The organism is Parasedimentitalea maritima, assembly GCF_005771405.1.
In the GTDB taxonomy this organism is placed as follows: Bacteria; Pseudomonadota; Alphaproteobacteria; order Rhodobacterales; family Rhodobacteraceae; genus Parasedimentitalea; species Parasedimentitalea maritima.
In genome coordinates, this window is sequence record NZ_VAUA01000008.1 from 197490 (window position 1) to 223658 (window position 26169).

The 26169-nt window shown below is 54.0% G+C and carries 20 protein-coding genes; 15 read left to right on the forward strand and 5 right to left on the reverse strand.

What is annotated here, in order from left to right:
- Positions 1 to 29 precede the first annotated feature (29 nt).
- The 6 genes from FEE96_RS16450 to FEE96_RS16475 all read left to right on the forward strand — a co-directional run bounded on the left by FEE96_RS16450 (position 30) and on the right by FEE96_RS16475 (position 5894).
- Positions 30 to 3047: a sarcosine oxidase subunit alpha family protein gene (locus tag FEE96_RS16450; RefSeq protein WP_138164213.1), complete on the forward strand. Its 3018-nt coding sequence runs from the start codon at positions 30 to 32 to the stop codon at positions 3045 to 3047.
- On the forward strand, positions 3040 to 3606 hold the full coding sequence (locus tag FEE96_RS16455; protein WP_138164214.1) for a sarcosine oxidase subunit gamma: 567 nt from the start codon (positions 3040 to 3042) through the stop codon (positions 3604 to 3606). Before FEE96_RS16450 ends, FEE96_RS16455 begins: the two co-directional genes overlap by 8 nt.
- 10 nt (positions 3607 to 3616) lie before the next feature.
- Positions 3617 to 4177 carry a hypothetical protein gene (locus FEE96_RS16460; RefSeq protein WP_138164215.1) on the forward strand — a complete coding sequence of 187 codons (561 nt, stop codon included), beginning with the start codon at positions 3617 to 3619 and terminating at the stop codon, positions 4175 to 4177.
- A 42-nt stretch (positions 4178 to 4219) separates the two neighbouring features.
- Positions 4220 to 4684, forward strand: a complete 465-nt coding sequence (locus tag FEE96_RS16465; RefSeq protein WP_138164216.1) for a hypothetical protein — start codon at positions 4220 to 4222, stop codon at positions 4682 to 4684.
- A gap of 40 nt (positions 4685 to 4724) precedes the next feature.
- Positions 4725 to 5150 carry a hypothetical protein gene (locus FEE96_RS16470; protein ID WP_138164217.1) on the forward strand — a complete coding sequence of 142 codons (426 nt, stop codon included), beginning with the start codon at positions 4725 to 4727 and terminating at the stop codon, positions 5148 to 5150.
- Positions 5151 to 5291: 141 nt separating this feature from the next.
- Positions 5292 to 5894, forward strand: a complete 603-nt coding sequence (locus FEE96_RS16475; RefSeq protein ID WP_138164218.1) for a superoxide dismutase — start codon at positions 5292 to 5294, stop codon at positions 5892 to 5894.
- A gap of 635 nt (positions 5895 to 6529) precedes the next feature.
- On the opposite strand, the gene FEE96_RS16480 is transcribed toward FEE96_RS16475, so the two are convergent.
- Positions 6530 to 7285, reverse strand: a complete 756-nt coding sequence (locus FEE96_RS16480; RefSeq protein ID WP_138164219.1) for a substrate-binding periplasmic protein — start codon at positions 7283 to 7285, stop codon at positions 6530 to 6532.
- Positions 7286 to 7492: 207 nt separating this feature from the next.
- Entirely contained in the window at positions 7493 to 8035 is a 543-nt protein-coding gene (locus FEE96_RS16485) for an LOG family protein (RefSeq protein ID WP_138164220.1), read from the reverse strand.
- 120 nt (positions 8036 to 8155) lie between these two features.
- Between FEE96_RS16485 and FEE96_RS16490 the strand changes: the two genes are divergently transcribed.
- From FEE96_RS16490 to FEE96_RS16505, 5 genes are all read left to right on the forward strand, one after another.
- Entirely contained in the window at positions 8156 to 10075 is a 1920-nt protein-coding gene (locus FEE96_RS16490; RefSeq protein ID WP_171021738.1) for a LysM peptidoglycan-binding domain-containing protein, read from the forward strand.
- A 108-nt stretch (positions 10076 to 10183) separates the two neighbouring features.
- Positions 10184 to 11992: an ABCB family ABC transporter ATP-binding protein/permease gene (locus FEE96_RS16495; RefSeq protein ID WP_138164222.1), complete on the forward strand. Its 1809-nt coding sequence runs from the start codon at positions 10184 to 10186 to the stop codon at positions 11990 to 11992.
- Positions 11993 to 12185: 193 nt separating this feature from the next.
- Positions 12186 to 12512: a 3'-5' exonuclease family protein gene (locus FEE96_RS23690; protein ID WP_212744787.1), complete on the forward strand. Its 327-nt coding sequence runs from the start codon at positions 12186 to 12188 to the stop codon at positions 12510 to 12512.
- Between the two features lie 18 nt (positions 12513 to 12530).
- Positions 12531 to 12794, forward strand: coding sequence for a 3'-5' exonuclease family protein (locus FEE96_RS23695; RefSeq protein ID WP_212744788.1), 264 nt, complete (start codon positions 12531 to 12533; stop codon positions 12792 to 12794).
- Positions 12795 to 13081: 287 nt separating this feature from the next.
- The gene (locus FEE96_RS16505) at positions 13082 to 14650 is read left to right on the forward strand and encodes a phospholipase D family protein (RefSeq protein WP_138164223.1); all 1569 of its coding nucleotides are present in this window, start codon (positions 13082 to 13084) and stop codon (positions 14648 to 14650) included.
- A 123-nt stretch (positions 14651 to 14773) separates the two neighbouring features.
- Here FEE96_RS16505 and FEE96_RS16510 read toward each other — a convergent pair whose 3' ends face one another.
- Together FEE96_RS16510 and FEE96_RS16515 are read right to left on the reverse strand one after the other, a co-directional pair.
- Positions 14774 to 18565 (reverse strand): efflux RND transporter permease subunit, encoded by a 3792-nt coding sequence (locus FEE96_RS16510; RefSeq protein WP_138164224.1) that lies wholly within the window; start codon positions 18563 to 18565, stop codon positions 14774 to 14776.
- Complete coding sequence (locus FEE96_RS16515) at positions 18562 to 19809, reverse strand: efflux RND transporter periplasmic adaptor subunit (RefSeq protein ID WP_138164225.1); 1248 nt, start codon at positions 19807 to 19809, stop codon at positions 18562 to 18564. Before FEE96_RS16515 ends, FEE96_RS16510 begins: the two co-directional genes overlap by 4 nt.
- 261 nt (positions 19810 to 20070) lie before the next feature.
- Between FEE96_RS16515 and FEE96_RS16520 the strand changes: the two genes are divergently transcribed.
- The 4 genes from FEE96_RS16520 to FEE96_RS16535 all read left to right on the forward strand — a co-directional run bounded on the left by FEE96_RS16520 (position 20071) and on the right by FEE96_RS16535 (position 24798).
- Positions 20071 to 20742, forward strand: a complete 672-nt coding sequence (locus tag FEE96_RS16520; protein WP_138164226.1) for a hypothetical protein — start codon at positions 20071 to 20073, stop codon at positions 20740 to 20742.
- A gap of 59 nt (positions 20743 to 20801) precedes the next feature.
- Positions 20802 to 22118 carry a PQQ-like beta-propeller repeat protein gene (locus FEE96_RS16525; protein ID WP_138164227.1) on the forward strand — a complete coding sequence of 439 codons (1317 nt, stop codon included), beginning with the start codon at positions 20802 to 20804 and terminating at the stop codon, positions 22116 to 22118.
- Between the two features lie 48 nt (positions 22119 to 22166).
- On the forward strand, positions 22167 to 23636 hold the full coding sequence (gene der / locus FEE96_RS16530; protein WP_138164228.1) for a ribosome biogenesis GTPase Der: 1470 nt from the start codon (positions 22167 to 22169) through the stop codon (positions 23634 to 23636).
- A 208-nt stretch (positions 23637 to 23844) separates the two neighbouring features.
- On the forward strand, positions 23845 to 24798 hold the full coding sequence (locus FEE96_RS16535) for a fatty acid desaturase (protein ID WP_138164229.1): 954 nt from the start codon (positions 23845 to 23847) through the stop codon (positions 24796 to 24798).
- Positions 24799 to 24836: 38 nt separating this feature from the next.
- Here FEE96_RS16535 and serS read toward each other — a convergent pair whose 3' ends face one another.
- Complete coding sequence (serS, locus tag FEE96_RS16540; RefSeq protein ID WP_138164230.1) at positions 24837 to 26129, reverse strand: serine--tRNA ligase; 1293 nt, start codon at positions 26127 to 26129, stop codon at positions 24837 to 24839.
- Positions 26130 to 26169: the final 40 nt, after the last annotated feature.

Sequence of the window (26169 nt, forward strand, 5' to 3'; positions counted from 1 at the left end):
ACCGCAGATCTGCGCGAAAGGTCCGTAACATGAGCACCCGTCTTGCCAATCAGGGCCGGTTGATCGACCGCTCCAAACCTATCGAGTTCACCTTTAACGGCAACCGGATGACCGGTTATGAAGGCGACACCTTGGCCTCGGCTCTGCTGGCCAATGACCAGATGATGGTGGGCCGTTCCTTCAAATACCACCGCCCGCGCGGGCTTGTGGCCTCGGGTGCCGAAGAACCCAACGCTTTGGTTGGTCTGGGTAATGGCAACCGGTTTGAGCCCAACCAGCGGGTCACTACAACCGAGCTGTTCGCCGGCCTGTCGGCGCAGTCGCAAAACCACTGGCCTAGCCTTGAATTCGACGTGGGCGCAATCAACACGCACCTGTCGAGGTTCTTGCCCGCTGGCTTCTATTATAAAATGTTCATGTATCCCAAAGCCTTCTGGAAACATGTCTATGAACCCATCATTCGCCACTCCGCAGGTCTGGGTAAGGCGCCGGATAAAGAACTAAAGGATGCCGACCAGTACGAGCATTTCTATTTCTTTGCCGATGTTGTGATCGTGGGGGGCGGTGTTGCAGGCCTTCAAGCGGCCAAGGCTGCTGCTGCAACCGGTGCTAAGGTGCTGGTGCTGGAGCAGACCAACACTTGGGGTGGCCGTGCCCCTGTTGATGGTGGCTCTATCGACGATACTGACCCTCAGGCCTGGATTGAAAAGACGCTCGCCGAACTGGCTGCGATGGATAACGTGACCCTGCGCACCCGCTGCATGGGGTCGGGGGTTTATGACCACGGCTATGTGTTGGGCTATGAACGCTTGACCGACCACACCCCAGGAGAGGCTGGCCCGCGCCACCGCCTGTGGCGGATCCGCGCGAAGCAGATTGTGACGGCAACCGGTGCGATCGAGCGCCCACTGTCTTTTGCAGGCAATGACGTGCCGGGTGTGATGCTGGCAGGTGCCATGCGTGATTATGTTGTGAACTGGGGGGTTACCCCGGGCAAACGTGTTGTGGTCGTGACCAACAACGACGATGCTTATCGCACAGCTATCACACTGCATAAGGCGGGTGTCGAAGTAACCCGTATTCTGGACGCACGACCCGCTGGCGGTGGGGCCTTGATGGAGGAAGCGCGCCAGCTTGGCATTCGTGTCGAGCCCGGCCGGGCTATCGCCAAAGTCACAGGTGGTAAGCGTGTCGCCAAAGTTGCGATTTGCGCGCAGGATGGCGAAGGTGGTGCTCAGGAAGAAATAGCGGCAGATGCCGTAGCGATGTCAGGTGGTTGGTCACCTGTGGTGCACCTGTGGTCCCATTGCGGCGGCAAGTTGATCTGGGATGAGGCTCAGGCGCATTTCCGCCCCGATGCCTCGCGACCTCCATTGGGGGCCGATGGATCCGGTTTTGTTATCGCGGCTGGCTCTGCCAACGGTGCGATGGATTTGGGTGGCGTCATGGCAGATGCCAGTGCCGCTGGATCTGCTGCGGCCGAGGCTGCGGGCTTTGCGGCCAAAACAGGTACCGCAGCGGTCGCCTCTGACAGCGACGAAGTTCCGATGCAGCCGATTTGGCTGATGCCCGCCAAGGCGGACATCAAGCTGAGAATGAAAACCTGGTTGGATTACCAGAACGACGTCAAGGTGTCCGACGTTCAGCTGGCGGCGCGTGAAGGCTATGAAAGCGTCGAACACACCAAGCGTTACACCACGCTGGGTATGGCAACCGATCAGGGGAAACTTTCCAACATCAACGGTTTGGCGGTTCTGGCTGATACGTTGGGGTCGGAAATTCCACAGGTTGGAACCACTACGTTCCGTCCACCCTACACACCGATTTCCATGGGTGCGATTGGTGGCGAGGCGCGTGGTGAGATTTTCCAGCCGGTCCGTAAAACGCCGATGCACGGCTGGCATGACGCCAATGGGGCTGATTGGGAACCGGTCGGTCACTGGCGCCGCGCCTATGCTTTTGTCCGCTCAAACGAAAGCGTCGAAGAGGCCGTGGCACGTGAGGTGACCAACACCCGCAAGAACCTGGGTCTGCTGGATGCCTCTACCCTTGGCAAGCTGATTGTCAAAGGTGCCGATGCCGGCCGGTTTATGGACATGATGTATACCAACATGATGTCCAACCTGAAGGTCGGCAAATGCCGCTATGGCCTGATGTGTTCTGAAAACGGATTTCTGATCGATGACGGCGTTGTGGCCCGCATCGATGAGGATACCTGGCTGTGCCACACCACCACCGGCGGCGCCGAGCGTATTCACGGCCACATGGAAGAGTGGCTGCAGACAGAATGGTGGGACTGGAAAGTCTATGTTGCCAATGTCACCGAGCAACTGGCACAGGTTGCTGTGGTTGGTCCCAACGCCCGTAAGGTGCTGGAGAAACTGGGCGGCATGGATGTCAGCAAAGAAGCACTGCCGTTTATGGAATGGCGGGATGGCAAAATCGGTGAGTTCGACTGCCGCGCTTACCGGATCTCTTTCTCGGGTGAGCTGTCTTACGAGATCGCAGTTCCTGCCAGTCAGGGCATGGCGTTCTGGACGGCGCTTCTGGAGGCAGGACAAGAGTTCGGCGTGATGCCTTATGGCACCGAATGCCTGCACATCCTGCGGGCCGAGAAGGGCTTTATCATGATTGGTGATGAAACCGACGGTACCGTGATCCCACAGGATCTGGGGTTGAGCTGGGCGATCTCCAAGAAAAAGGAAGACTTCCTTGGTAAGCGGGCACAATTACGCTCGCACATGGCGGATCCGGACCGTTGGCAATTGGTGGGGCTGGAAACCGTAGACGGATCGGTTCTGCCAGACGGAGCTTATGCAACCGGCAATGGTCTCAATGCCAATGGGCAACGCAACGTAATTGGCAGGGTGACCTCAACTTACCATTCACCGACCATGAACAAAGGCATCGCCATGGGGTTGGTGCACAACGGGCGCAAGCGCACAGACGAAGTGATTGAGTTCCCGGGCACCGACGGCACGATTTACAAGGCCAAGATCGTTGATCAGGTTTTCTATGACAAAGAAGGGGAGAAGCAGAATGTCTGATCCTGTTAGCGCGCTGAACGGAGCTGCGTTCAGCGGTATGGCCTCTGTCACAGAAGGTGGCTTGGCTGGCATGATAACCCTGCGGGGTGATCTGTCTTCTGCCAAGCTGAAAGATGCAGTCAAATCGGCCACTGGGGCGGCCATGCCAGTCTCTGGTAAAGTTGAGCTGAGCGAAGACGGCGGGTTATGCTGGATGTCGCCGGATGAGCTATTGGTGCTGGTTCGCTACGAAGAGGTCGAAGCCAAGTTGGCCGAAATCAACGCAGGCCTGAAAGGTGAGCATGCCCTGGCAGCAAATGTTTCAGACGCCCGTGCAGTGTTCCGGGTGTCGGGAGAGGGCGCGCGCGAAGTACTGGCCAAGCTTTGCCCCGTGGACATGTCCGTGGACGCCTTTGTTCCCGGTCAATTCCGCCGGACCCGTATGGCGCAAGTGGCGGCGGCGTTTTGGCTGGATCACGACGAAACATTCCACATCGTTTGCTTTCGTTCCGTCGCCGACTATGTGTTCACCCTGTTAAGCACCGCAGCGCAACCTCAGTCTGAGGTTGGCGTCTACTAGTCTGAAAATTATGACTTTTGTAATTCAACACCGCCTTCAGTTAGAGGGCGGTGTTTTTTGTTGTGCTTCTGGTTGTGGCCGTTATGGTCCGCTCGACTGCATTGGAAAAAAAATAATTAAATACACACTTGTCGCAGCCTTGCTTGCTGCCTCCGCAACATCAGCGGCCTCGGAAATCACCAAATATGAATGTACATTCGCCGAAGGCAGGTTGAGCCTTCCTACACCAACTAAAATTGTCTTCTCTGTGGATGCCTTCAGTTCATATGCGAAACTGGAGGTCGTGGAAATTCCAGGCGTAGTCAGCTCGCGTGGTTCGGCCAAGGTTGTTCGTAACAATATCAAAGTTTTGTCAATTGAATGGTTGGGAAAGGGATATGAATTCAGTACCGCGGCTAAGGAGAAAGGAGCGCAAGGAGCGAGCGGTAATTATCAGGGAATAGAATTTTCCAAACATCGCTTTTCGATTTTTTTGAAGAAACATAATATGAAAGCGATGACACGGTCTGATACCATCAGGCATAATCACTCGATGAATGGTCACAGTTCCGGAACATGTGTTCAGCTTTGACAGTTTCTGATCCATTTTCAAATATGTATAATAGAGATCTAAATGAGACCAATAACTACTGTTTTGTTGGCCTGCCTATCTGCAACATCGTTTCTTGTGACAAACCCTGCCGTTGCTGATGTCTACGAATATACCTTTGAGCAGGGGCATATCGCCAAGCCAACTCCGACCCGTGTTGTGATAGAGCTCGATGCTTACCAACGGATAGGGAAGTTGCTGAAGGTTGAAATTCCCGGCGTTGTGACCCAGCCAGGCCCGCTAACAGTGAAGCGAAATAACATTAGAGTTGCGTCTGTTCAGTGGCAGGGACGCGACTACAAGTTCACTCCTGAAGCGATGCAAAAAGGTGCATCCGGGCGAGGAGGAAACTACGGCGTCAATTGGTATAATCACGGTTTTTCAGTGTTCTTAAATAAAAAGAGCATGAAAGCTCTGACGCGCTCTGTTGATGTTAGATGGCAGCCAATCAGTTCTGAGAAATCGGGAATCTGTGTCCGATTGGACTAAAAGTAACCTCTTAAAATGCAAAGAAATATAGGGACTCAATATGAAGAAAATTATACTTGGTGCGGTGTTTGGGATTGGGCTTAGCGGTTCTGCACTGGCCGGAGTTCAAACCTATGATTGCGCATTGAACAGCTGGGAAGAACAAGGCTGGGTTCCCTCCCGAGTGATGTTCTCGGTAGATCCTGAGACCTTGCAGGCACGAGTGTACGACGGTTTTATCGATGAAGCCGAAGGGCGTCCAATTTCTGCCAAGTTTAAAACTATTCGTGGTGGCAAATATCGTATGAGATGGAAATTGGATTTGTTGGCTTCAAGTAATCGAAAAATACGTATCAACTATTCGGCAACCTATGATCCGTCCACGAGATCATTCAATATGCGCGGCAATTTTCCCATGGAGAACGTAACCAACAGTCCTAGCGGTGATGGACATTGCCAAGCCGTAAAAGGCAAGTCTCTTTTTTAGGCGGCTGTTGAACTGTGCACATAGGTTGTGGAGCACTGCGGCAATATAGGGGGGCAAGGTGTGGTCTTCACCCTTGACCCGCCACTGTCCGCACCGCATGTATCAGCTAGGAAACGCAACTTAATTTGACAGGTGTCTCAGATGGCTTTTGAACTTCCCGATCTTCCCTATGCACACGACGCGCTGGCTGCCAAAGGTATGTCCGCAGAAACCATGGAGTACCACCATGACCTGCACCATAACGCCTATGTGACCAACGGCAACAAGCTGATCGAAGGCACCGATTGGGCCGGTAAATCGCTGGAAGAGATCATTGTTGGCACCTATGACGCATCTTCGGTTGCTCAGAACGGTATCTTCAACAACATCAGCCAGTTGTGGAACCACAACGAATTCTGGAAAATGATGGGCCCCAACGGCGACGTCATGCCCGGTGATCTGGAAAAAGCTCTGGTTGAGAACTTTGGCTCGGTTGACGAGTTCAAGTCGCAGTTTTCGGCTGCTGGCGCAGGTCAGTTCGGCTCTGGCTGGGCCTGGTTGGTCAAGAATGCGGACGGCTCACTTTCTGTGACCAAGACTGAGAACGGTGTGAACCCGCTGTGCTTTGGTCAGACCGCACTGCTGGGCTGCGATGTATGGGAGCACTCGTACTACATCGACTTCCGCAACAAGCGTCCTGCCTACCTGTCGAACTTCCTCGACAACCTGGTTGACTGGGAAAACGTTGCTTCCCGTCTGGGCTAAGCTCTGGATAGCAGTTTGATTTTAAACCCGTCGGCGATTGTCGGCGGGTTTTCTGTATCTGGGCCTTAGAAAGGATTGCAATCACCCCGACGTCTGGTGAGATCCCGATCTTTGAAAATCACGAGTAAACCCGGCAATTGTTGGGCGCGGCGGCAGTAATTTCTGCACTTTGTGCAGGGAACGCCGTGCTCTGCATCAAGTATCAGGTCCTACTCGGCATAACTGCCACTCCCATCCATGCGCGCCATCTGCGTTGAGAGGTTGAGGATGCAGCCCATTGGAAGAGCCGATTAAACAGAGACCGAGTACACAAAGGCGGTTTATCATAAGGTACTCTAAAATGAGGTCTGGTCGGCCATCAATCTTGCGGGCCAGTCGACTTGCCATTGAAGATGTGGTGAGGGACGTTGTTGTAGTTCACATAGTGGTCGACCGCTTCATACAGTGATGATTTAAAAATCGGCCCTTACGAATTTTTGCAACATTCAACGTAGAGAAAAAGTCTATGACAGGGCGAGCTCATTAGAACTGGGAGCTGACTTTTATCAAACAAATCGAGACGCTGGCAAAGCGACGTCAATGGTTCAACGGTCATCAGTTTCAATGGCATTGCAGATCAGCTGTCATCGACCCCATCACGTTTTGGGCGAACTAAATGCTTCAGAAATATAGCGCCTGACAAATGTGTCAAAGACACCTTCCAGTCTTAAAGCATCCGTCGCTTGCCGAAGTTTTGTAATTGTCTCTTCGGATAGCTGATTTTTAGCGCATTGCAGCCAAACCTCTTGGCGCTCATAGGTAAAAATGTCTCCAATCTCATTTCGGCTCATGCCTTCCAGGGAAAGCTGGTACAGAATATTGAGCGATGTGCCGGCAATAGCATCCACGCGACCTGCCTTCAGCAGGTGTACACTTTGCTCGGCGTTATTTGTAAGAACGCGATCGATATTTGGATCGGTTGCAATCGTAGAGCCTTCAAAGCTGCCTCTTGGTATCGCCAGACGTTGGTTGCTCAGGTCGGCCTCTTGGGTAATTTTCAGACCGGGGCGGCTGATAATAATTGTGTCAAACCGGTCCAGAATTTTTGCGACCGGAATATAGGCCTCCTTGCTAATAGATGTCAGAAGAAAGACACCGCAGTCGGAAACATCATGCTCCAAGTTCTTTATGACTCGGGAGATCGGAAGGAGGGTATCGGAATGGTTAAGCTCTGCTCGGTCGGCGATGGCCGTGTTTATGTCAACAAACAGGCCCAGACGTCCCTGAGGATCATCGTGAAGCGCATAAGGCGCGTAATCAATTGTGGCATACCTGACAAGTTCGGCAAACGCAGGGCTGGTGGAAAGCAGCATTGCCGACAGTAGCGCGGTTAGAGAGAAATTTGGGCGCATTCTCTTTCTCCATCTATAGGGGCCGTGATCGGGCGACCTACCAACGAGTACCGATTTTCAAAGTACGAGCATTCTTGCCCTCGATCAAGCGATCTGACGGGGTTAGGGGGACAAAACAGCGCCGAAAGTCTTCCCATTTGGTGTCAGGGCTTCTTTGTTGGTCCTAGACGCCATAAAGTGAAAACGGAGGCTGTAGGTATTGAGACGCTATGAGCGCAGTACCTCCAAGACCTGTGCCGGAGTTTCTACCCATGTCAGAAACTGGTTCAGGCTGGTGTCTGCAAACTCTTGTTCAACCACGTGCTCTAACAAAGCGCGCAGTTTTTCCCAATAGCCATCAGTGTTTAGGATCACGATTGGTTTGTTGTGCAGCCCCAGCTGGCGCCAGGTTAAAACTTCGAACAACTCGTCTAAAGAACCTGGACCTCCAGGAAGAACCACGACTGCGTCCGCATTATACAACATCACCTTTTTGCGCTCATGCATGGTCTCAGTGACTACATATGTTGTCAGATCGGACTTTCCGACCTCACGCCGTTCGAGATGTTCGGGGATAACGCCAAAGGTCGTCCCCCCTGCGGCTTGGGCTGCACGCGCGACTGTGCCCATCAGCCCAACATCACCCGCGCCGTAAACAAGACGTAGATTGTGCTCTGCAAGCCCTATTCCCAAGGCTTTTGCAGCTTCGGTATAGGCGGGCATTGCTCCGAAACGGGATCCGCAATACACACAGACGGATTTTACAGGCATGGGCCGACCTTTCACTGTTGAATCTTCAGGGACGAAGACGTGCTTTGACCCCTGATAACGAGATTGATAGATTGGCTCAACTCAGCGGGTGGGGATGTCCCGCAGATGGGAAGGAAGACTATGGCGGCAACAGCCGGAAGCGGAGGGCTGGGCGCCCTGGCAATTGGCGGCATCGCAACTGTTGCGGTGGTGATTGGCGGAGTGGTGCTCATGCAAATGGGGGTGTTCAAAAATGACCCTGCTGCAGTAGACCAAGTCGAAACTGTGGAAGAAGCCGTCGTTACGGTTCCGGACACGGATGTCAGCTCGAGCCCTATTGTTGCGACTGAGCCCGCCAATTCAAATGCGCAAGCGGGTGTTGAAACACAGGTCGAGGCCGAGCCAAGTGTTGCTGAAACAACAAGTCAGCCTGTCGAAACTGTGGAAGACCAAACACCCGAGGTATCGGATGATGCCGTTGCTGGAATGAGCGACGATGTAGAGCCTGACCTTGCCGAGACTGTTTCACCACAACCTGGTACACCCTCAGCCGAAGTGGCAGATGAGAGCAGCGTGTCCGATACTCCTGCTGAGGTTGGTGAGGTCAGCACTGCAGATGCCACTGAGGGCGTTTCTCAGCAACCTGTTGAATCTGAGACTGAACCCAAAACTGAGACTGCTATTCCTCCTGCAGATGAGACAGAGGTCTCTGATACTGCGGAGGCCACCAACCCGCAGGAAACTCCTGTTGAGCAAACAGAACAGGCCGAGGCTGTGTCCCAGCAAGAACCAGAGACAGCAATTCCCGAAGCTGTAGAGGAGCCAGCTTTTGTTCTAATTGCGCCTGAACTGGATCTGGTTCGCTTTGACGCAGACGGTGCAGGCGTCATCGCCGGCCGGGCGCAGGCAGGTGTGCAGGTTTCTGTTTTGTTGGATGATAATGTCTTGGATCAGTTTCAGGTTCAAAAAGGGGGGGAGTTCGTCTCGTTTACCTCTATTGAACCAAGTGCACAGGCCCGTGTCGTTTCACTGCAAGCGGCTTTTGATGGTCAGGTTATCACGTCGGATGCCAGCTTTATTCTGGCGCCCAGCGTGGCAGTTGCTGCGGTAGAGCCGCAGGCCGAACAGCCGCCGCAACCTGTCCTGGTGCCTTCGGAATTGGCAGCAGCTGAGTTGCAACCGAAACAAGCTGGTACTGAAATTGCGAGCGTAGTTGATGAGCAGAGTGATGTGACGGTCGCAGAAGAAACGTCAGATGTTTCAGATAGCACCGACGACGATGTTTCAAGCACCGAAATTGCGTCGACAGATACACAGGAACACGCCGTTTCTGAGGACACACAAGTTGCAAGCAATTCAACTGAAGAGTCATCTTCAGCTGAGAGCACACCAAAGCCTGATGATGGGGCAAGCCATGTGCAAGTTGCAGAGGCTCGTGAGGCGACTCCACAGGCTGTCGCAAAACCGACGACCGAAATCGCACCGCAGCCACAGCCTTCTCCAATTGCCATTGCGGTGCTTAAAACCGATTCCAGCGGTGTAGAACTGATACAACCCGCTATTCCTGCCGAACCAGAGCTGCTGGGTAAAGTTGCACTGGATACGATCAGTTACAGCGATGAAGGTGCTGTTCAGTTGGCTGGACGGGCAGGCCCAGAGTCATTGGTTCGGGTATACTTGGACAACAGCCCGGTAGCGGATATTCGGGCGGCTGTGGATGGCCACTGGAAAGTTCAGTTGGGCGATGTCGCACCGGGGATTTACACTCTGCGCTTGGATGAACTGGATCCTGCAGGCAAGGTGTTGAGCCGTCTGGAAACGCCGTTCAAACGGGAATCGCCCGAAGCTCTAAGGCCGCCAGCAGTGCCAGAGGGTAACCCGGTGCAAGCCGCGCCATTGGTGCGTGCAGTGACAGTACAGGAAGGTGATACGCTTTGGGCGATCTCGCGCGAACGATATGGTGATGGGCTGCTGTATGTTCGGGTGTTTGAGGCCAACAAGAAAGCAATCCGCAATCCCGACCTCATTTATCCGGGGCAGATTTTCTCCATCCCGGAATAAGTCCTGAATAAGATTGTGAAACGCGCCCTTCCGGGCGCGTTTTTCATATTGCCCATCTGGTCAATCCTTCGGCTAACACCTATCTCTGAGGGCTAGCAAGGAAACGCCATGACCCAGCCAGACGATATAACCGCCCGCGACGAACGACGTTCTAGTCTGCGTACCTTACGCCGTGTGTGGCCTTATCTATGGCCTGATGGGCAAGCTTGGGTGAAGTACAGGGTAGTGCTGGCACTCGCTGTGCTGGTATTTGCCAAGGTGATCGCGGTCTATACCCCTGTTCTGTATAAAGGCGCAGTTGACAGTTTGGCCGCTGAAGGTGTGCCCGACCTTGCGCTTGGTGCAATTGGGTTGACCGTAGCCTATGGCATGGCGCGGATCCTGACGATTGGCTTTCAGCAGCTACGAGATGCCATATTTGCGCCGGTAGGCCAGCGTGCCCTGCGCCGGTTGGCTTTGGAGACCTTCACCCACATTCACCGCCTGTCGATGCGTTATCATATCACCCGCAAGACGGGTGGCTTGAGCCGAATTATCGAACGAGGTGTCAAAGGCGTCGAGTTCTTGCTTCGGTTTATGCTCTTTTCGGTTGGGCCACTGATCCTGGAACTGACCATGGTGGCCGTTATTCTGGCAGTGCTATTTGATGTGCGTTACCTGCTGATCGTTGCGGGGACGATTGGGCTGTATTTTTGGTTTACATTTGCGGTCACCGAGTGGCGAGTGAAGCTGCGCCGCGAAATGAACAAGCAAGACACAGATGCCAACCAAAAGGCAATCGACAGCCTTCTGAACTATGAAACGGTCAAGTATTTTGGCGCAGAAGCTCGCGAGGCAAAACGCTATGATGGCGCTATGCGGGCCTATGCTGCCGCAGCCCTAAAAACGGCCTACTCGCTGGCGTTTCTGAATTTTGGTCAGAGTGTTCTGATTACCGCAGGTCTGGTTGGCGTGATGGTGCTGGCGGCTATAGGCGTTCAGGCTGGGACCTTGACGGTTGGTGATTTTGTTATGGTCAACGCCTATATGATCCAAATTACTGTGCCGCTGAATTTCCTTGGTACAGTTTATCGCGAAATTCGTCAGAGCCTGGTGGATATGGGCGAAATGTTTGACCTGCTGGAACAACCCGCAGATGTTTCAGATCGTAAGGGGGCGACAAAGCTGGCGGTCAATGGCGGGCGCATCACATTGAAAGACGTGCGGTTTGGCTATGACCCAGAGCGAGAAATCCTCAAGGGCGTGTCGTTGCAAGTTGAGGCCGGGCAAACAGTTGCCATTGTTGGATCTACAGGATCGGGGAAATCAACCATCGGTCGGTTACTGTTCCGGTTTTATGACGTTACCGGTGGTTCGTTATTGATTGATGGTCAGGATGTGCGTGACGTCAGTCAGTCCAGCCTGCATGACGTCATTGGCGTGGTGCCGCAGGATACAGTGCTGTTCAACGATACCATTGGTTACAACATTGGCTATGGCCGTGAAAACGCCAGTCAAGAGCAGATTGAACAGGCTGCTCGCGACGCCCAGATTCACGATTTCATTCTCTCGCTGCCAGATGGCTATGACACCACTGTGGGCGAACGCGGTTTGAAGCTCTCGGGGGGGGAAAAGCAGCGGGTAGGTATTGCGCGCACGTTGCTCAAGAACCCTCCGATCCTGCTGTTGGATGAGGCCACATCTGCATTGGACAGTGACACCGAACAAGAGATCAAAGAGGCACTGGTGCGAGCCGGACAAGGGCGCACAGTGATTACCATTGCGCACCGTCTGTCTACGATCGCTGAGGCGGATCAGATTGTGGTGCTGGAACAAGGTGAGATTTGTGAACTGGGTACCCACGACGACCTGATTGCGCGTGAAGGGCGCTATGCTCATCTTTGGAACCGACAGCAGGCCGATGGTGAGGCCGCATAAGCTAAGACGGTGCAAGCGGAGCTGAAAAACTCGACCTGGCGTTCGTTAACTGCATCCAATGCAGTTTGGAGAGAGAGGTTTGATGCTGCATGCAAGGGGTGGGGCGTTATAAAGCGGGCGCTCCCAAGTTTTTCTTGAATGTTATTTCTCAGGAGGTCGTCTACGGACCCAATTTTAAAAGGTGAAGTTAGGTATGCAGACAGCCATATTTTTTGATTGCGATTTTTTGGTCACAGAAGATGCCCGCAGACGGTTTTGGTGTGGTCCATATGATCCAGACCCCGTCATCGTTCAAATCGGAGCCGTAAAAATTGCCCTGACTGACAAGTTTCAGATTGTTGATACGCTGAATATATTCATTCAGCCTTTTGATCGAAACGGTGTGCCGTATGAATTGGACCCATTTTTCACCAAGCTAACGGGCATCTCCCAGGACGTGGTTGATTCTGAAGGCGTTGCGCTAAGCGAGGCGAATAAGCAGATATTTGATTTTGCAGGCGAGTCTAAGCTTTGGTCCTAGGGTAAGGATGAGCTGAACATGATAGCAACCAGTTGCTACATCGCTGGGATTGAGCCTTCATTGCCTGCAACCCGATTTGACAATGCCTGCCGGTTGCTGCTGGCGGCAGGGATGCCCTATGAAGATATTAAGCGAACACCCAGCAGCGGTTTGGTGAGCTATTTTGGAATTGAGCATCCCCCATTGAGAGGACATGACGCCTTAGATGATACTCTTTCACTTGCCTATGTTGTCCAACATCTGATGTCAGAAAAGAGGTTGTCTGTTTCTGCTTTTGAGTAAGGATCGTTTGGTTCGGTTTTGACGTTTTGCCAGATTAGTTTGTTGCAGAAGTAGATCAATTTATCAGCTGGTAAACACAGCCAACGAGGAAAATGAGTGGTAACTCATTCAGGTATAGGATGTTGGATTGAGGCAGGCGTGACTGGTTTGATCAATGGAACCACCTGCAGCCGGGGAAGACATTAAGTCTTTGAAACCGTAGCTCACCCTATGAGGGAAAGCGTCGTTGATGTCACATGGTCGTGGCGATAGGTTGACGTCGAAAACAGGCAATTCGGGTAACATTCATGCTTCGTTTCTTTCGTCTCTTGCTGTTCTTCATTCTTGGCTTTTTTGTTGTCAGTCTGGGTTTCCAATGGACCTTTAAGGTGCCAACGTCGCCAGACCGAACCCACAGTACTGCACAGGCACCGTCAATGGAGACGCTTTTGGGGGGCGAGGTGCTGCCCTTGGCCTTGCAACACGCTGGCAGGTCTGGCGTTGCTCCCCTGCGTCAAGGTCAAGACGCATTCGCCGCACGGATGTTGTTGGCCGAAGCGGCGCAACACAGTATCGATGTGCGATATTATATCTGGAACAACGACGCCACTGGATTGATGTTGCTGGATGCCATGCGGCGTGCAGCAGATCGTGGCGTGCGGGTGCGGCTGCTTCTGGATGACAATGGAACACCCAACTTAGACGGTGAACTGGTGGAATTGGATCTGCATCCAAATATCGAAGTTCGTCTGTTCAATCCGTTTGTCCTGCGTAACCCACGCATGCTGACTTACCTGTTTGATTTTGCGCGCATCAACCGCCGGATGCACAATAAATCCTTCACCGTGGACGGAGTGGCTACTGTTGTTGGTGGCCGCAATGTTGGCGATATCTACTTTGCCCATAATGCCGGGGTGAATTACTTCGATCTTGATGTGGTTGCGCTGGGTCCGGCAGCGGTTGAGACATCGCAGGATTTTGACCTCTACTGGGCAAGCCCGTCAGCCGTGCCGGTGGGTCTGATCTTGCCGGCTGCAGGGGATACAGAGGGCAGCCTGCTTGAGGCCTCGGTTACTGCGATAGAAGATACCTTAGGCGCCCGCCAATTTGCCACATCGGTACTGTCCTCTGATCTGATGGAGCATCTTCGGGATGGCGCTTTGGGATTTGAATGGGCCGATCTGAATATGGTTAGTGACGATCCAGCCAAAGGACAGAGCCGCGTCGCCCCCGAACAGTTGATGATCAACCGCCTAGGTCAGATCTTGGGCACACCGCAGCAAAGTGTTGATCTGGTGTCCGCTTATTTTGTACCGGGTAAGCGGTTAACTGCGATGATGTCTGGCTGGGCGGAGCAGGGGGTAAAGGTTCGGGTCCTGACTAATGCACAAGAGGCCACAGACGTACTGCCAGTGCATGGTGGATACCTGAAATACAGAGACGACCTGTTGGACGCTGGTGTTCAGGTGTTCGAACTCAAGGCAACCCAAGAAGACGATGAGAACGTAGATCTGCGGGATCAGTTCGGGTTGATTGGTTCGACGCAGGTCAGCCTGCATGCCAAGGCTTTTGTCATCGACCAAGAAGACCTGTTTGTCGGCTCCTTCAATTTTGATCCGCGTTCGGCTCATCTGAATACCGAAATGGGTTTTTTGATACGGGAATCTGACTTAGCCCGAACGATATTTCCCGGGTATTCTGGAGAAATGAAAGTCCGCGCTTACCAGGTTCGCCGTCGGGCGGATGGCGGTACCGAGTGGCTGGAGACATTGGCCTCCGGAGACCAGCGTCAGTTCCAGATTGAACCGGGGTCGACCGTGTTCTCCAGATTTCTAGTACGACTGATTGGTTGGCTACCCGTGACTTGGTTGCTGTGAACCGCTGGCAAGGCACTTAGATACGGTGAATTTAGAAACCAAACTATACCTGTCGCCTGAATGGCAATGGGGAGGGCACTAGACGCCCTCCCCATTTTGAACTCAGCCGGATTTAAGCCTCAGCTACTCTGCTGCACTTAGGGACGGGGTGTCCGCCTCTGCTGCCTTGATAGCAGTGCGAGCTGTCTTTGTGGTTGGCTCATCCCACAAGATCTCGGTGGTTGGCATTTTGCGGGCTTTGCGCGCTAGTCTCATGTCCTGTGCAATGCGACTGGACCGGCCACCGGTGATCCGAGCCAAAAGCCGACCCATCCAGGACAAGTAGGTCCCCAGCCAGATCCGGATAGCCAACATGGATGGCGTCACAACCAGTGTCAGAACGGTGGCGATGCCAAGACCAAACACCACTGCGGTCGCAAGTTGCTTCCACCACAGCGACGTCGGACTGTTGATGGAGTACCCACCGTCGATGAAATCAAGGCTAAGGCCGAACATCATCGGGGCCAAACCGGCCATAGTGGTGATCGTCGTCAGCAGCACCGGACGGATTCGCGCCTCGGCGGTGCGAATGATCGCCTCGATCCTTGGCATGCGTTGGCTGAATTCCTGATAGGTGTCGATCAGAACTATGTTGTTGTTCACCACAATCCCGGCCAGCGCCACAATGCCGGTCCCAGTCATGATGATTGAGAACGACTGCCCCATCACCATCATACCGATCAGAACACCAGTGGTGGACAGAACCACCGCCAGCAGTACCAGGATCGAGTTGTAGAACGAGTTGAACTGCGCCAGCAGGATCACGAACATCAGCCCAAGCGCACCAGCAAAGGCATTCATAAGGAAGGCACCGGATTCGGCCTGCTCTTCTTGATCGCCGGTCCATTCCGGTGTGACCAAAGCGGGCAGAGGGTTGGTGTCCAACCACTCCGTCAAAACTTCAATCCGTTCTGTTGCATTGACCGGAGCAAACCGTGCACCGTTTTCAAGGGCGAGATGCAAATCTTCATTGGACGATGCACCAGTCAGCTGCACCAGTTCGAGGCGGGTGCCACCTGGGCCGTCGAAAACTTCGCCGCTTGCGCTGTCGTTTTCACCCAGTGTTTTGAACAAGCCGAGCCGAACGTCTTCCCCGGTCTCCGGATCAGTACCGATCATCTTGCTCAACCCCGGAGCGACGTCAGCTTTGACATCGAAATACCGTTGCTGCCCAACGCGGCTGATCTCAGCCAGTTTAGGAACAGGATGGCGCGAGATGAAGTTAGACAAGGGGACCAGCCCATCAGCTGTGCGCAGTTTCAGGTTGTCCAGCGTTGACAGAACCCGGTCTTGTTCAGGCAGACGAACACGGATTTCGATTTCTTCATCTGAGCTGTCGACCCGCATGGTGTCCAGCAAGATGCCACGGGTTACCAATTGAACCATCGCACCAACAGTGGCCACATCCGCACCATAGCGGCCGGCCTCTTCTACGTCGACGTTGATTTCCCAGTCGATGCCGGGCAGGGGCAGGCTGTCTTCGATCAGGATTAGGCCTGGCGTTTGTTCAAAGTGTGCCCGCGCTGCCAGTGCTGCGGTGGTCAATTCGTCCCAGCCGTCCCCCTTGAGACGCAGGTGTATTGGCTTGCCTGAGCCGGGGCCTTGTTCCAACACGGCCATTTCTGCGATGAATCCGGGCAGTTTGGCAAGCTCGGTCTCAAGTTCGGCGATCACGGTTTTGCCGTCAAAATCAGTGGCGGTGACGCGACGGTTCAGCAGGCCAAAAAACCAGGTCTCAGTCTGTGTTGGGCGATCTTCCCATGCAATGATTTCGAACTGGACCTGACCAACAGTATCAGCAGGTGACTGGCCGCCACCGGGGCCGCCGGTGTCCAGACCACCTTCGCCAGCAAAGGCAAAGACGTTGATCACTGCCGGGTGGGCGGAAATGACTTCCTCAACCAGCTGCACCAGCGCGTCGTTCTCGACCAGCGAGGTATTGCCGCGGGCACGGACATAGACAGTGGCCTGTTCTGGTTCGGTATCCACAAAGAATTCAACGCCATTGTTGTTTTCACCAAAGGCCGTGAACACTGTCATAATGGCGAAGCCGACGGCGACAATTGTTACAATAGGCATCACCGGATTGCCGACAATGAACTTGATGAAATGTCCGAAAGCGGTGTGGTGATATCCGGGCTCGACAGTTTTTTCACGGCGCTGAAAACCAGCTGCCCCGAGAACAACCGAGGCAGCAAAGGCTGACAGGATCAGCAATAGTGCCCCGACCAAAAGTGGACCAATACCTGTGCTGCCGTCAGCCATGATGTAACCCGGGTTCAACATCTGCATGGCACCAACAAACATACCGTACATCGGCAGAGGCACCAATGGGATGCGGATCCACCAAGGCAGTACCGCACGCAGCCCATCAGACAGGTGTTCGAAAACACGGCTCATCCGGCCAGAAACACCACCTACAACTGGCAGGTAAATCAACGCCACCAAGAGCGAGGCAGACAGAACAAAGATCAAGGTGATGGGCAGCATGCTCATGAACTCACCCGGAACGCCAGGCCAGAACAACATGGGCAGGAAGGCACAAAGCGTTGTGGCAGTCGACGAGACAACAGGCCAGAACATGCGCTGCGCGGCCTCAACATAGGCGTGCATTGGGCCGATGCCTTGTTTGATACGCTTGTCGGCGTATTCTACCACGACGATCGCACCATCCACCAGCATCCCCACGGCCAGGATCAGGCCAAACATCACCATGTTTGAAATGGTGATCCCCATCAGGGCCAGGAAGGCAAAACATAGCAGGAAAGAGGTTGGAATAGCAAAGCCAACCAGAAACGCCGCGCGGCTACCCAGCGAGGCGAGGATCACAATCATCACCAGCGCAACCGCAGTCAAAACCGAGCCTTCCAGCTGGCGGACCATGGACCCAACAACGCGGCTCTGGTCGTTTGATGTGCCGACGGTCACGGCGGCCTGCAATTCTTCGGGCCATTTTTCCTGCGCGGCTGCCAAGGTTGCCTTCACCTGGTCGACTGTGTCGATCAGATTATAGCCTTTGCGTTTGACAACCTGCAGCGCAACGGTGTTGTCGCCATCAAAGCGGGCCGTTCCTTTGCGGTCTTCAAAAGTAAAGTTGATCTCGGCCAGCTCACCCAGTGTAACCACGCGGTCGCCATTGATTTTAATCGGCAATGTGTAGATGTCGCTCACGTCGTCAAACGACGACGGAATGGTGACCGAGAACGTACCTTGGTTGGTTTCAACTTCACCCGCAGCAATCAGCTGGTTGTTGTTTTGAACAACACTAATCAGTTCCAATGCGGTGACGTTATACGCCTCAAGACGAAGAGGGTCGATCAATACCTCGACCATTTCATCGCGGTTACCTGCAATCCCGGCTTCGAGGACTGAGTCGATCGATTCAAAATCGTCCTGCAATTCCTTGGCAATGCGCGCCATCTCGCGCTCGGGCACATCACCAGTTAAGTTGACAATGACAATCGGAAATTCAGAGAAGTTGATTTCGTTGATGGTATAGGCGTCGGCACCATCAGGGAAATTAGCCTCGGCCGAATTCATCGCGTCCCGCACATCGGCCATCACAGCCGTTTTGTCCCAACCGAAATCAAACTCAAGCGCGACCCCGGCATAGCCTTCGGCAGCGGTAGAGCTCATCTTGTCCAACCCATCAAGGTCGGCCAGTTCTGTCTCCATAACTTTGACCAGCAGGCTTTCAGCGTCCACGGCCGAAATCCCAGGGAAGGGGACTGAGATGAACAAAGCCGGGATTTCAATATCCGGCTCACCTTCTTTGGGAAGGCTGGAATAGGCAAAGCCGCCAACGAGAATCGAAATGATAATGAAAGCTATAACCATTCGGGCCCGTTCGGCGGCCCAGCTGACGACTCCGATCATTGCGAAGCCTCACGGTAGGTCGGATTTACGGGTACGCCGTCGACGACGAAATCCTGCCCTACTACAATGACGTCAGCAACTTCTGGCAGGCCGGAAATCCAAACCCCGTCTGCCTCATCCCTCAGCAGCTTCACAGGGTAGAACACAACAACCTGGCTATGGTTGACCACCCGAACGCCCAATTGGCCTTCGTTGTTCAAAGTCAGTGAAGACTGCGGAAGTTTGTGGGCGCGGTCACCAGGAGCAGAGATGGCAATGTCGGCAGTTTGGCCGTCACGAATTGACAAGTTGGCATTTGACACTGTGACCTGGACTTCAAAAGTCCGCGTACTTGGGTCTGCAGAACGGCTTAGGAAGGTCACCTCACCCTGTACCAGCTGTCCTGCGGCCAATTCGGCTCCGGCCAGTGCGCCAACCTGGATCCGGTTCACTTCGGTTTCTGGCACAAAACCAACAACCTTTATGGTGTCGAGTTGAATAACCGTTGCGCAAAGGCTGCCGGGTTGCATCAGGCTACCCAGCTCGGCAGTGTCGCTTTCCAGTAAGCCATCAAACGGTGCCGTGATACTCAACCGGTCAATTTCCGTTTGTGCTGCGGCCACAGCAGCAACTGCGGATTCGATCCCAGCGCTGGTTGTTTGCAATCCGGTTTCAGCAGACGCGATGCCTGCAATTGCAGCGCGTTCAGCGGCTTGGGTCGCGGCCAGACGGGTATCGGAAACGTAACCACCTTCGGAAAGTTTACGAGACGCGTTGTTGTTGATCTGCGCTTCTTTCAGACGGGCACGGGCCTCTTCAAGGCGGGCTTCGGCTTCGGGTACACGCGAACGCGCTTCGGAAAGGCGGGCCTGTGCTTCAAGCATTGCTGCCTGACGTGTCCCTGGGGCGAGTTGGCAAAGCAAATCGCCGGTTTTAACCTGAGCGCCCTTACGAAGAGGTTCGGAAATCACCGTCGCCGAAGTTTCGGCGCGGACTTCAACCTGACGAGCCGCCTGAGTTTGGCCTCGCAGGATTACCGCGCTATCGAGGGCGCGGGATTCGCTACGTAAGACCACAACACCAATTCGGTTTTCCGCAACTTCAGTGCTTGATTCTACAGGATCAGTTACCACATCTTCAGTTGAAGCGATGGACGTTTCAGGGTTTTCGCCAAGGGCAAATGCCATTAACGCGTCGCGTTCGATGACCAGCATATAAAGGCTGGCTGCTACCACGATAGCCGTCAGTAATGGAATCAAGCGCATCTTGGGTCCTTCTCAAGTCATTGGTGGCCCAATTGGGCTCGAAAATAATATCCCTGCGGATCATTGGGTGCAGAGTCATAGGACGCATATAAGCATTGTCCACTCTAAACTAAGTAGTTTAGATCACATTTCTTGCTTTTCTTTTCGACTTTGTCTTCATGGCTAGATGATTGCGCCACTTGGCTTGGGCCTTAAGGCGCTGTATGAGAGGCAAAAGAGACAAACTCCCCGGCGTTGTCCGGGCATATCAGGGACGAATTGATGAGCGACGCTGACAGTTTTATCGACGAGGTAACCGAAGAGGTTCGTCGCGACCGTATGTTCCAGGCCCTCAAGCGGTACGGTTGGATAGGCGGTGTTGTGGTGGCTGTTATAGTGGGCGGTGCCGCTTATCGTGAGTTCGATCAGGCCCGCACCACAGCGTCCGCAGAGGCTCTTGGGGATTCAATAATCGCTGCGCTGGCCGAAAACGATACAGACAAACGTGCGGAGTCGCTGGCGACTGTAACAGCAGAGACACCAGGTGGTGATGCCATTCTGAAAATGCTGCAGGCCGGGGCACTGGCCAATTCCGATCAAGTCCCGGCTGCGGTTGCATTGCTTGGCGAAGTTGCCCTCAATGCAGATCTGCTACTGATCTACCGTCATACTGCCACTTATAAGGCGTTGGCATTGCAGCACGATACGCTATCCGTTCAGGACCGGCGGTTGCAATATGAAGCGCTTTCTCAGCCAGGGGCGCCTTTGCGTCTGTTGGCGCAGGAACAGCTGGCATTGATCGACATTGCCGAAAGTGATGTAGAGGCGGCAATTACTCGGTTGCGTGCCATTATTGAAGACGCTGAGGTTCGTGCAGACTTGCAAGATCGCGCTCGCCAAGTGATTGTAGCTCTTGGCGGTAAGCTGGAAGTTGAGACACCTTCTCAAGGGTGACTTAAGACCATGTAAATGGTTATGCAGGTGAGTGAATTGGAAGAAGACAGGGCAGGGCAATGACAGCAGCAATATCCACCTCTAGGGCAGGGATAGCCCTGCTTGGCGGCGCTTTGCTGCTGACACTCACAGCCTGTAAAGATCCCGAAGTCATTCTGCAGGGACAGCGCGAAGACATACGTGAAGGCAATACTGGGCGTGTCGAGAATCAATCTCGCGCCATCAGTTTGTCGCAGCAAACATCAAATGCGGCCTGGCCACAGAGCCATGGTATCGAAGCCTATCGTACTGCGCACCCAGCCCTCAGCGCGACACCGCAGCGAATCTGGTCAGTTTCAATTGGCAATGGCGATGAGCGCCGCCAACGTATCACCGCGACACCTGTATTCGGGGACGGGCGGATTTACACATTGGACAGCGATGTGCAGGTTTCTGCAGTTTCGCCATCTGGGCAGGTGCTTTGGAAAACGGATATCATTCCCGCCTCTGATGGGTCTTCTACCGGTGGTGGGATGGCCTATCACGAAGGTGTTCTCTACGTTTCTTCCGGTTATGGAGTTCTGACAGCACTAGAGGCCAAAAGCGGCAAACAGATCTGGCGTCAAAAACTGGAAGCTACCGGATCAGGTCAGCCCAGCGTTGGTGGGGGGCTAGTGTACCTTGCAGCTGGTGACGATACCGGATGGGCGGTAAACACCAAGGATGGTCGCATTGCCTGGCAAATATCGGGGACACCCAGCGCCTCCAATGTGTTGGGCGCACCTGCTCCTGTTATAACCTCTGATCTAGCAATTTTTGCTTTTGGGTCGGGTGATCTGACCGCGACATTTCGAACTGGCGGGCTACGTCGGTGGAGCGCGAGTGTCGCAGGCAAGCGGGTTGGGCATTCAACGGCGCGGATTGGCGATGTCACTGGCGGCCCGGTGATCGTCGGCAAACGCGCTTATGTAGGCAATCATTCTGGCCGTACAGCAGCCTTTAACGTTGATGATGGCAGCCGGATCTGGACCACGCGCGAAGGTGCATTGGGACCTGTTTGGCCTGCTGGTGGTAGCCTGTTTCAAGTGAGTGACCTGGGGCGTCTGTTACGTCTTGATGCGAACTCGGGTGAAGTTATCTGGGCTGTTCCCCTGCCTGGATATCTGAAAACCAAACCCGGAAAACGCGGAGAAATTGTCGCCCACTATGGGCCAGTTCTCGCTGGTGGAAATGTCATTGTGGCGTCTAACGATGGGCAGATGCGATTGTATAACCCTGAAAATGGAAACCTCCAACGGACCGTTGAAGTACCCGCTGGAGCCACTACAGCACCAATTGTGGTGGGCAAAACTCTTTATGTTGTGTCGACAAAAGGTGAATTGCACGCTTTCCGTTGACGCCAGGATGCGCTATGGGGCGCATCTGAACCGCTGAAAGTTTATCCGATGTCCTTCACCCTCGCCATTGTGGGCCGCCCAAATGTGGGCAAATCCACCCTGTTCAACCGTCTTGTTGGTAAAAAGCTGGCGCTGGTCGATGATCAGCCTGGTGTTACTCGAGATCTGCGCGAAGGGGAGGCTCGTCTGGCTGACTTGCGGTTTACTGTGATCGATACTGCTGGTCTGGAAGATGCTACCGATGATTCGCTGCAGGGGCGTATGCGCCGACTGACTGAGCGCGCGGTAGAAATGGCGGATATCTGCCTGTTCATGATCGATGCCCGCGCCGGGGTGACACCGCTGGATGAAATGTTCGCTGACATTCTGCGCAAAAAGTCTGCAAATGTTGTTTTGGCCGCGAACAAAGGCGAAGGTGCAGCTGCAGATGCAGGTGTGATCGAAGCTTATAATTTGGGGTTGGGCGAACCGATCCGTCTCTCGGCTGAGCATGGCGAAGGTCTGAATGATCTTTACACACAGCTGATGCCATTGGCCGACCAATTTGAGGCGCAGGCTGTTCAGGACACGCCAGAAACCGACGTCGATCTAGATGAAGATGATGACGACGACGAAGAAAATTACACCGTGCCAGTGCCGACGACGGCCAAACCACTGCAAGTGGCCGTGGTGGGGCGCCCCAATGCAGGTAAATCTACCCTGATCAATCAGATCCTGGGGGAAGAACGCCTTTTGACTGGCCCTGAGGCCGGGATTACCCGTGACGCTATCAGCCTGCGCATGGAATGGGACGGGGTGCCGATGCGGATCTTCGACACCGCCGGTATGCGGAAGAAGGCCAAGGTTCAGGAAAAACTAGAAAAGCTCTCAGTCTCTGATGGTCTGCGCGCAGTGAAGTTTGCTGAGGTGGTTGTCGTTCTGTTGGACGCCGATATTCCTTTTGAGCAACAAGATCTACGCATTGCGGATCTGGCTGAGCGAGAGGGCCGCGCAGTGGTTGTTGCGGTTAACAAATGGGATATCGAAGAGAATAAGCAGGATAAACTGCGCGATCTCAAAGAATCGTTCACTCGCCTCCTGCCACAGCTGCGTGGTGCTCCCTTGATCACGGTATCAGCTAAAACCGGCCGTGGGTTAGACCGCCTGCAACAGGCGATCATGAGAGCGCATGACGTTTGGAACCGTCGGGTACCAACCGCAGCCCTAAATCGCTGGCTGATTGGCATGCTAGAGCAACACCCGCCACCCGCACCGCAGGGAAAGCGCATTAAGCTGCGCTATATGACCCAAGCCAAAACCCGGCCACCAGGATTTGTTGTGATGTGTTCTCACCCTGACAAAATGCCGGAAAGCTATAAGCGGTATCTGGTCAATGGGCTGCGCCAGGACTTCGACATGCCGGGTACACCGATCCGGCTGACACTGCGGTCACAGAACGATAAAAACCCCTTTAAAGGGCGTAAAAAAGCACCGCCAAGCAAGTTGAGGAAACACCTAAAAGGACCTCAACGCGGCTAGCATTAGCCACTTGAACGGACAAGACGTGGAAAGGCGGCACTCTGTGGTCGCCTTTTTTGTATTTTGGAGGTTCAGCCCGTTTGGTATGCACCCAATTTTTTTGAGGGGCTTGCCTCTTGTTCAAATGCAAAGGAATATTAGATTTTAAGCGAATTAACTGCACCCTGTTTTCATTGGGGCGTCACAATACATACTTATGGAATTGAACATGGATCTGAGAGCATACACACGCCAATATTGTGACAAGGACAATAGGCTTGCCTCGTTGAGCTATTTCGGAACTTTTGCCGTCTACTTTCTGTCCCTAACGCTGGCCATCCAATTTTCGGACCAATGGTACTTGATGGCGCCTGCCGGGATTACAAATGCCTTTGCAGCTGTGCGGCTCTATGTGTTGCAACATGACACTGGCCACAACTCACTGTTTGAAACGCGCCGCCAGAATGAAATTGCCGGCCATGTGCTCTCCCCGTTCACTTTTGCACCTTTTGAGGTGATGAAGCAGAACCATAACCTGCACCACGCCAATATCGGCAATCTGGAGCATCGCGAGACAGGCGAAATCAACACCATGACACTGTCTGAATGGCAGCAGGCGGGATTTTGGCAGCGGTTGTTTTATCGGTTGTACCGGAACCCTTTTGTGCTGGTGCCACTTGGGTCGGCCTTTACCTATTTCATTCGCTACCGTTGGCCTAAGAATACGTTGAAGTTTGGACTTACGGGCGTGCTCCTGCACAATCTGGCGATACTGATATACCTGACTATCATTTACCAACTGGCTGGCGTGACCGGTTTGTGGGTTTGGCTGGGGTTTTCGTTCCTTGGTGGGATGATTGGAGTGTTTCTGGTCTATCTGCAGCATAATTTTGAGGACACATATTGGGATCGCCGTCCGGACCTTGACCCCCATGTTGCAGCTATTCAGGGGTCGTCTTGTCTGGATTTTGGCTGGTTCTTTGACATGGCCGTTGCCTGCATCACGCTACACGACATCCACCACCTGAATTCACGTATACCGTCATACCGGCTGCGCAAATGCCATCACAGCCTGCCGCCCGAAGTCGCCCCTCGGCGGATCAAATTCCCGGAAGCGGTCCGGGCACTTGGGCTAAAGCTGTGGGATGAGGAACAGAACCGATTGGTCCCGTTCCCCAAGTGAGACCAAGGTAGGCCCGGCAGCGTTGCCGGGCCAATGCGTTAGACCAATGTACCGTCGGCGGTGAGAGTTTTCTTCCCGCCGAGATAGGGTGCCAGAACCTCAGGCAGAGTGACGGAACCGTCTTCTTGCTGACCGTTTTCCAGTACTGCAATCAAGCAACGCCCCACTGCGAGGCCTGAACCGTTCAGCGTGTGTACAAACTCGGGCTTGCCACCCTCAGCAGGCTTGAAGCGTGCGGACATCCGGCGCGCTTGAAATTCGCCAGTGGTCGATACGGACGAGATCTCGCGATAGGCGTTTTGACCCGGCAACCAGGCCTCGATGTCATAGGTGCGCCGCGCACCAAAGCCCATGTCGCCAGTACACAGCAACACGGTGCGGTAGGGCACGCTCAATTGCTCCAGCAGGTCCTCGGCACAGCGCAGCATGCGTTTTTGCTCGTCGTCGGATGTGTCGGGATGGGTGATCGAGACCATTTCGACCTTTTCAAACTGGTGCTGGCGCAGCATGCCTGATGTATCACGCCCGGCAGACCCAGCCTCGGATCGGAAGCACAGTGAATGGGCGGTCATGCGGATTGGCAGAGCGCTTTCATCCAGAACACCTTCGGCTACAGAATAGGTCAGCGGAACTTCGGATGTGGGGATCAGCCACCAGCCATTGGTGGTCTGATAGCTATCCTCGCCAAATTTTGGCAACTTATCTGTGCCATACATAGCTTCGTCGCGCACCAGCACAGGGGTGTTGACCTCGGTCAGCCCGTTCTTGTCCACATGGGTGTCGATCATGAACTGGCTCAGCGCCCGGTGGATGCGTGCCACAGCACCTTTCAGCACCACAAAGCGGCTACCAGACAGTTTTGCGCCGGTGTCGAAATCCATCGAGGCGGTGACACCAGTGATGTCAAAATGTTCTTTTGCGGCAAATGGCAGATCTACCGGGGTACCCCAGCGGCTGACCTCAACGTTGTCATCCTCATCCGCGCCCTCGGGCACATCTGGGGCGGGCAGGTTGGGAATGCGGGCCAGCATATCGGTCAGCTGGGCGTCCAGCTCTTTGGCTTCGGTCTGCATCGCTGCGACTTCGGCTTTTTTCTCGGACACCAAGGCGCGCAGGCGTTCGAACTCGGCGTCGTCACCACGGCCTTTGGCTGCGCCGACTTCCTTGCTGGCCTTCTTCTGTTCAGCCTGCGCGGATTCGGCAGATTGGATTTTGCCCCGGCGGGCGGTGTCCAGCGCCAGAATTTCAGATGACATGCCCGCATCCCCACGCCGCGCCAGAGCGGCGTCGAAATCGGCAGGGTTCTCACGGATCGCGCGAATGTCATGCATGGGGTCGTCTCCTTGGACGGTTTTGAATCATTGGCTAACC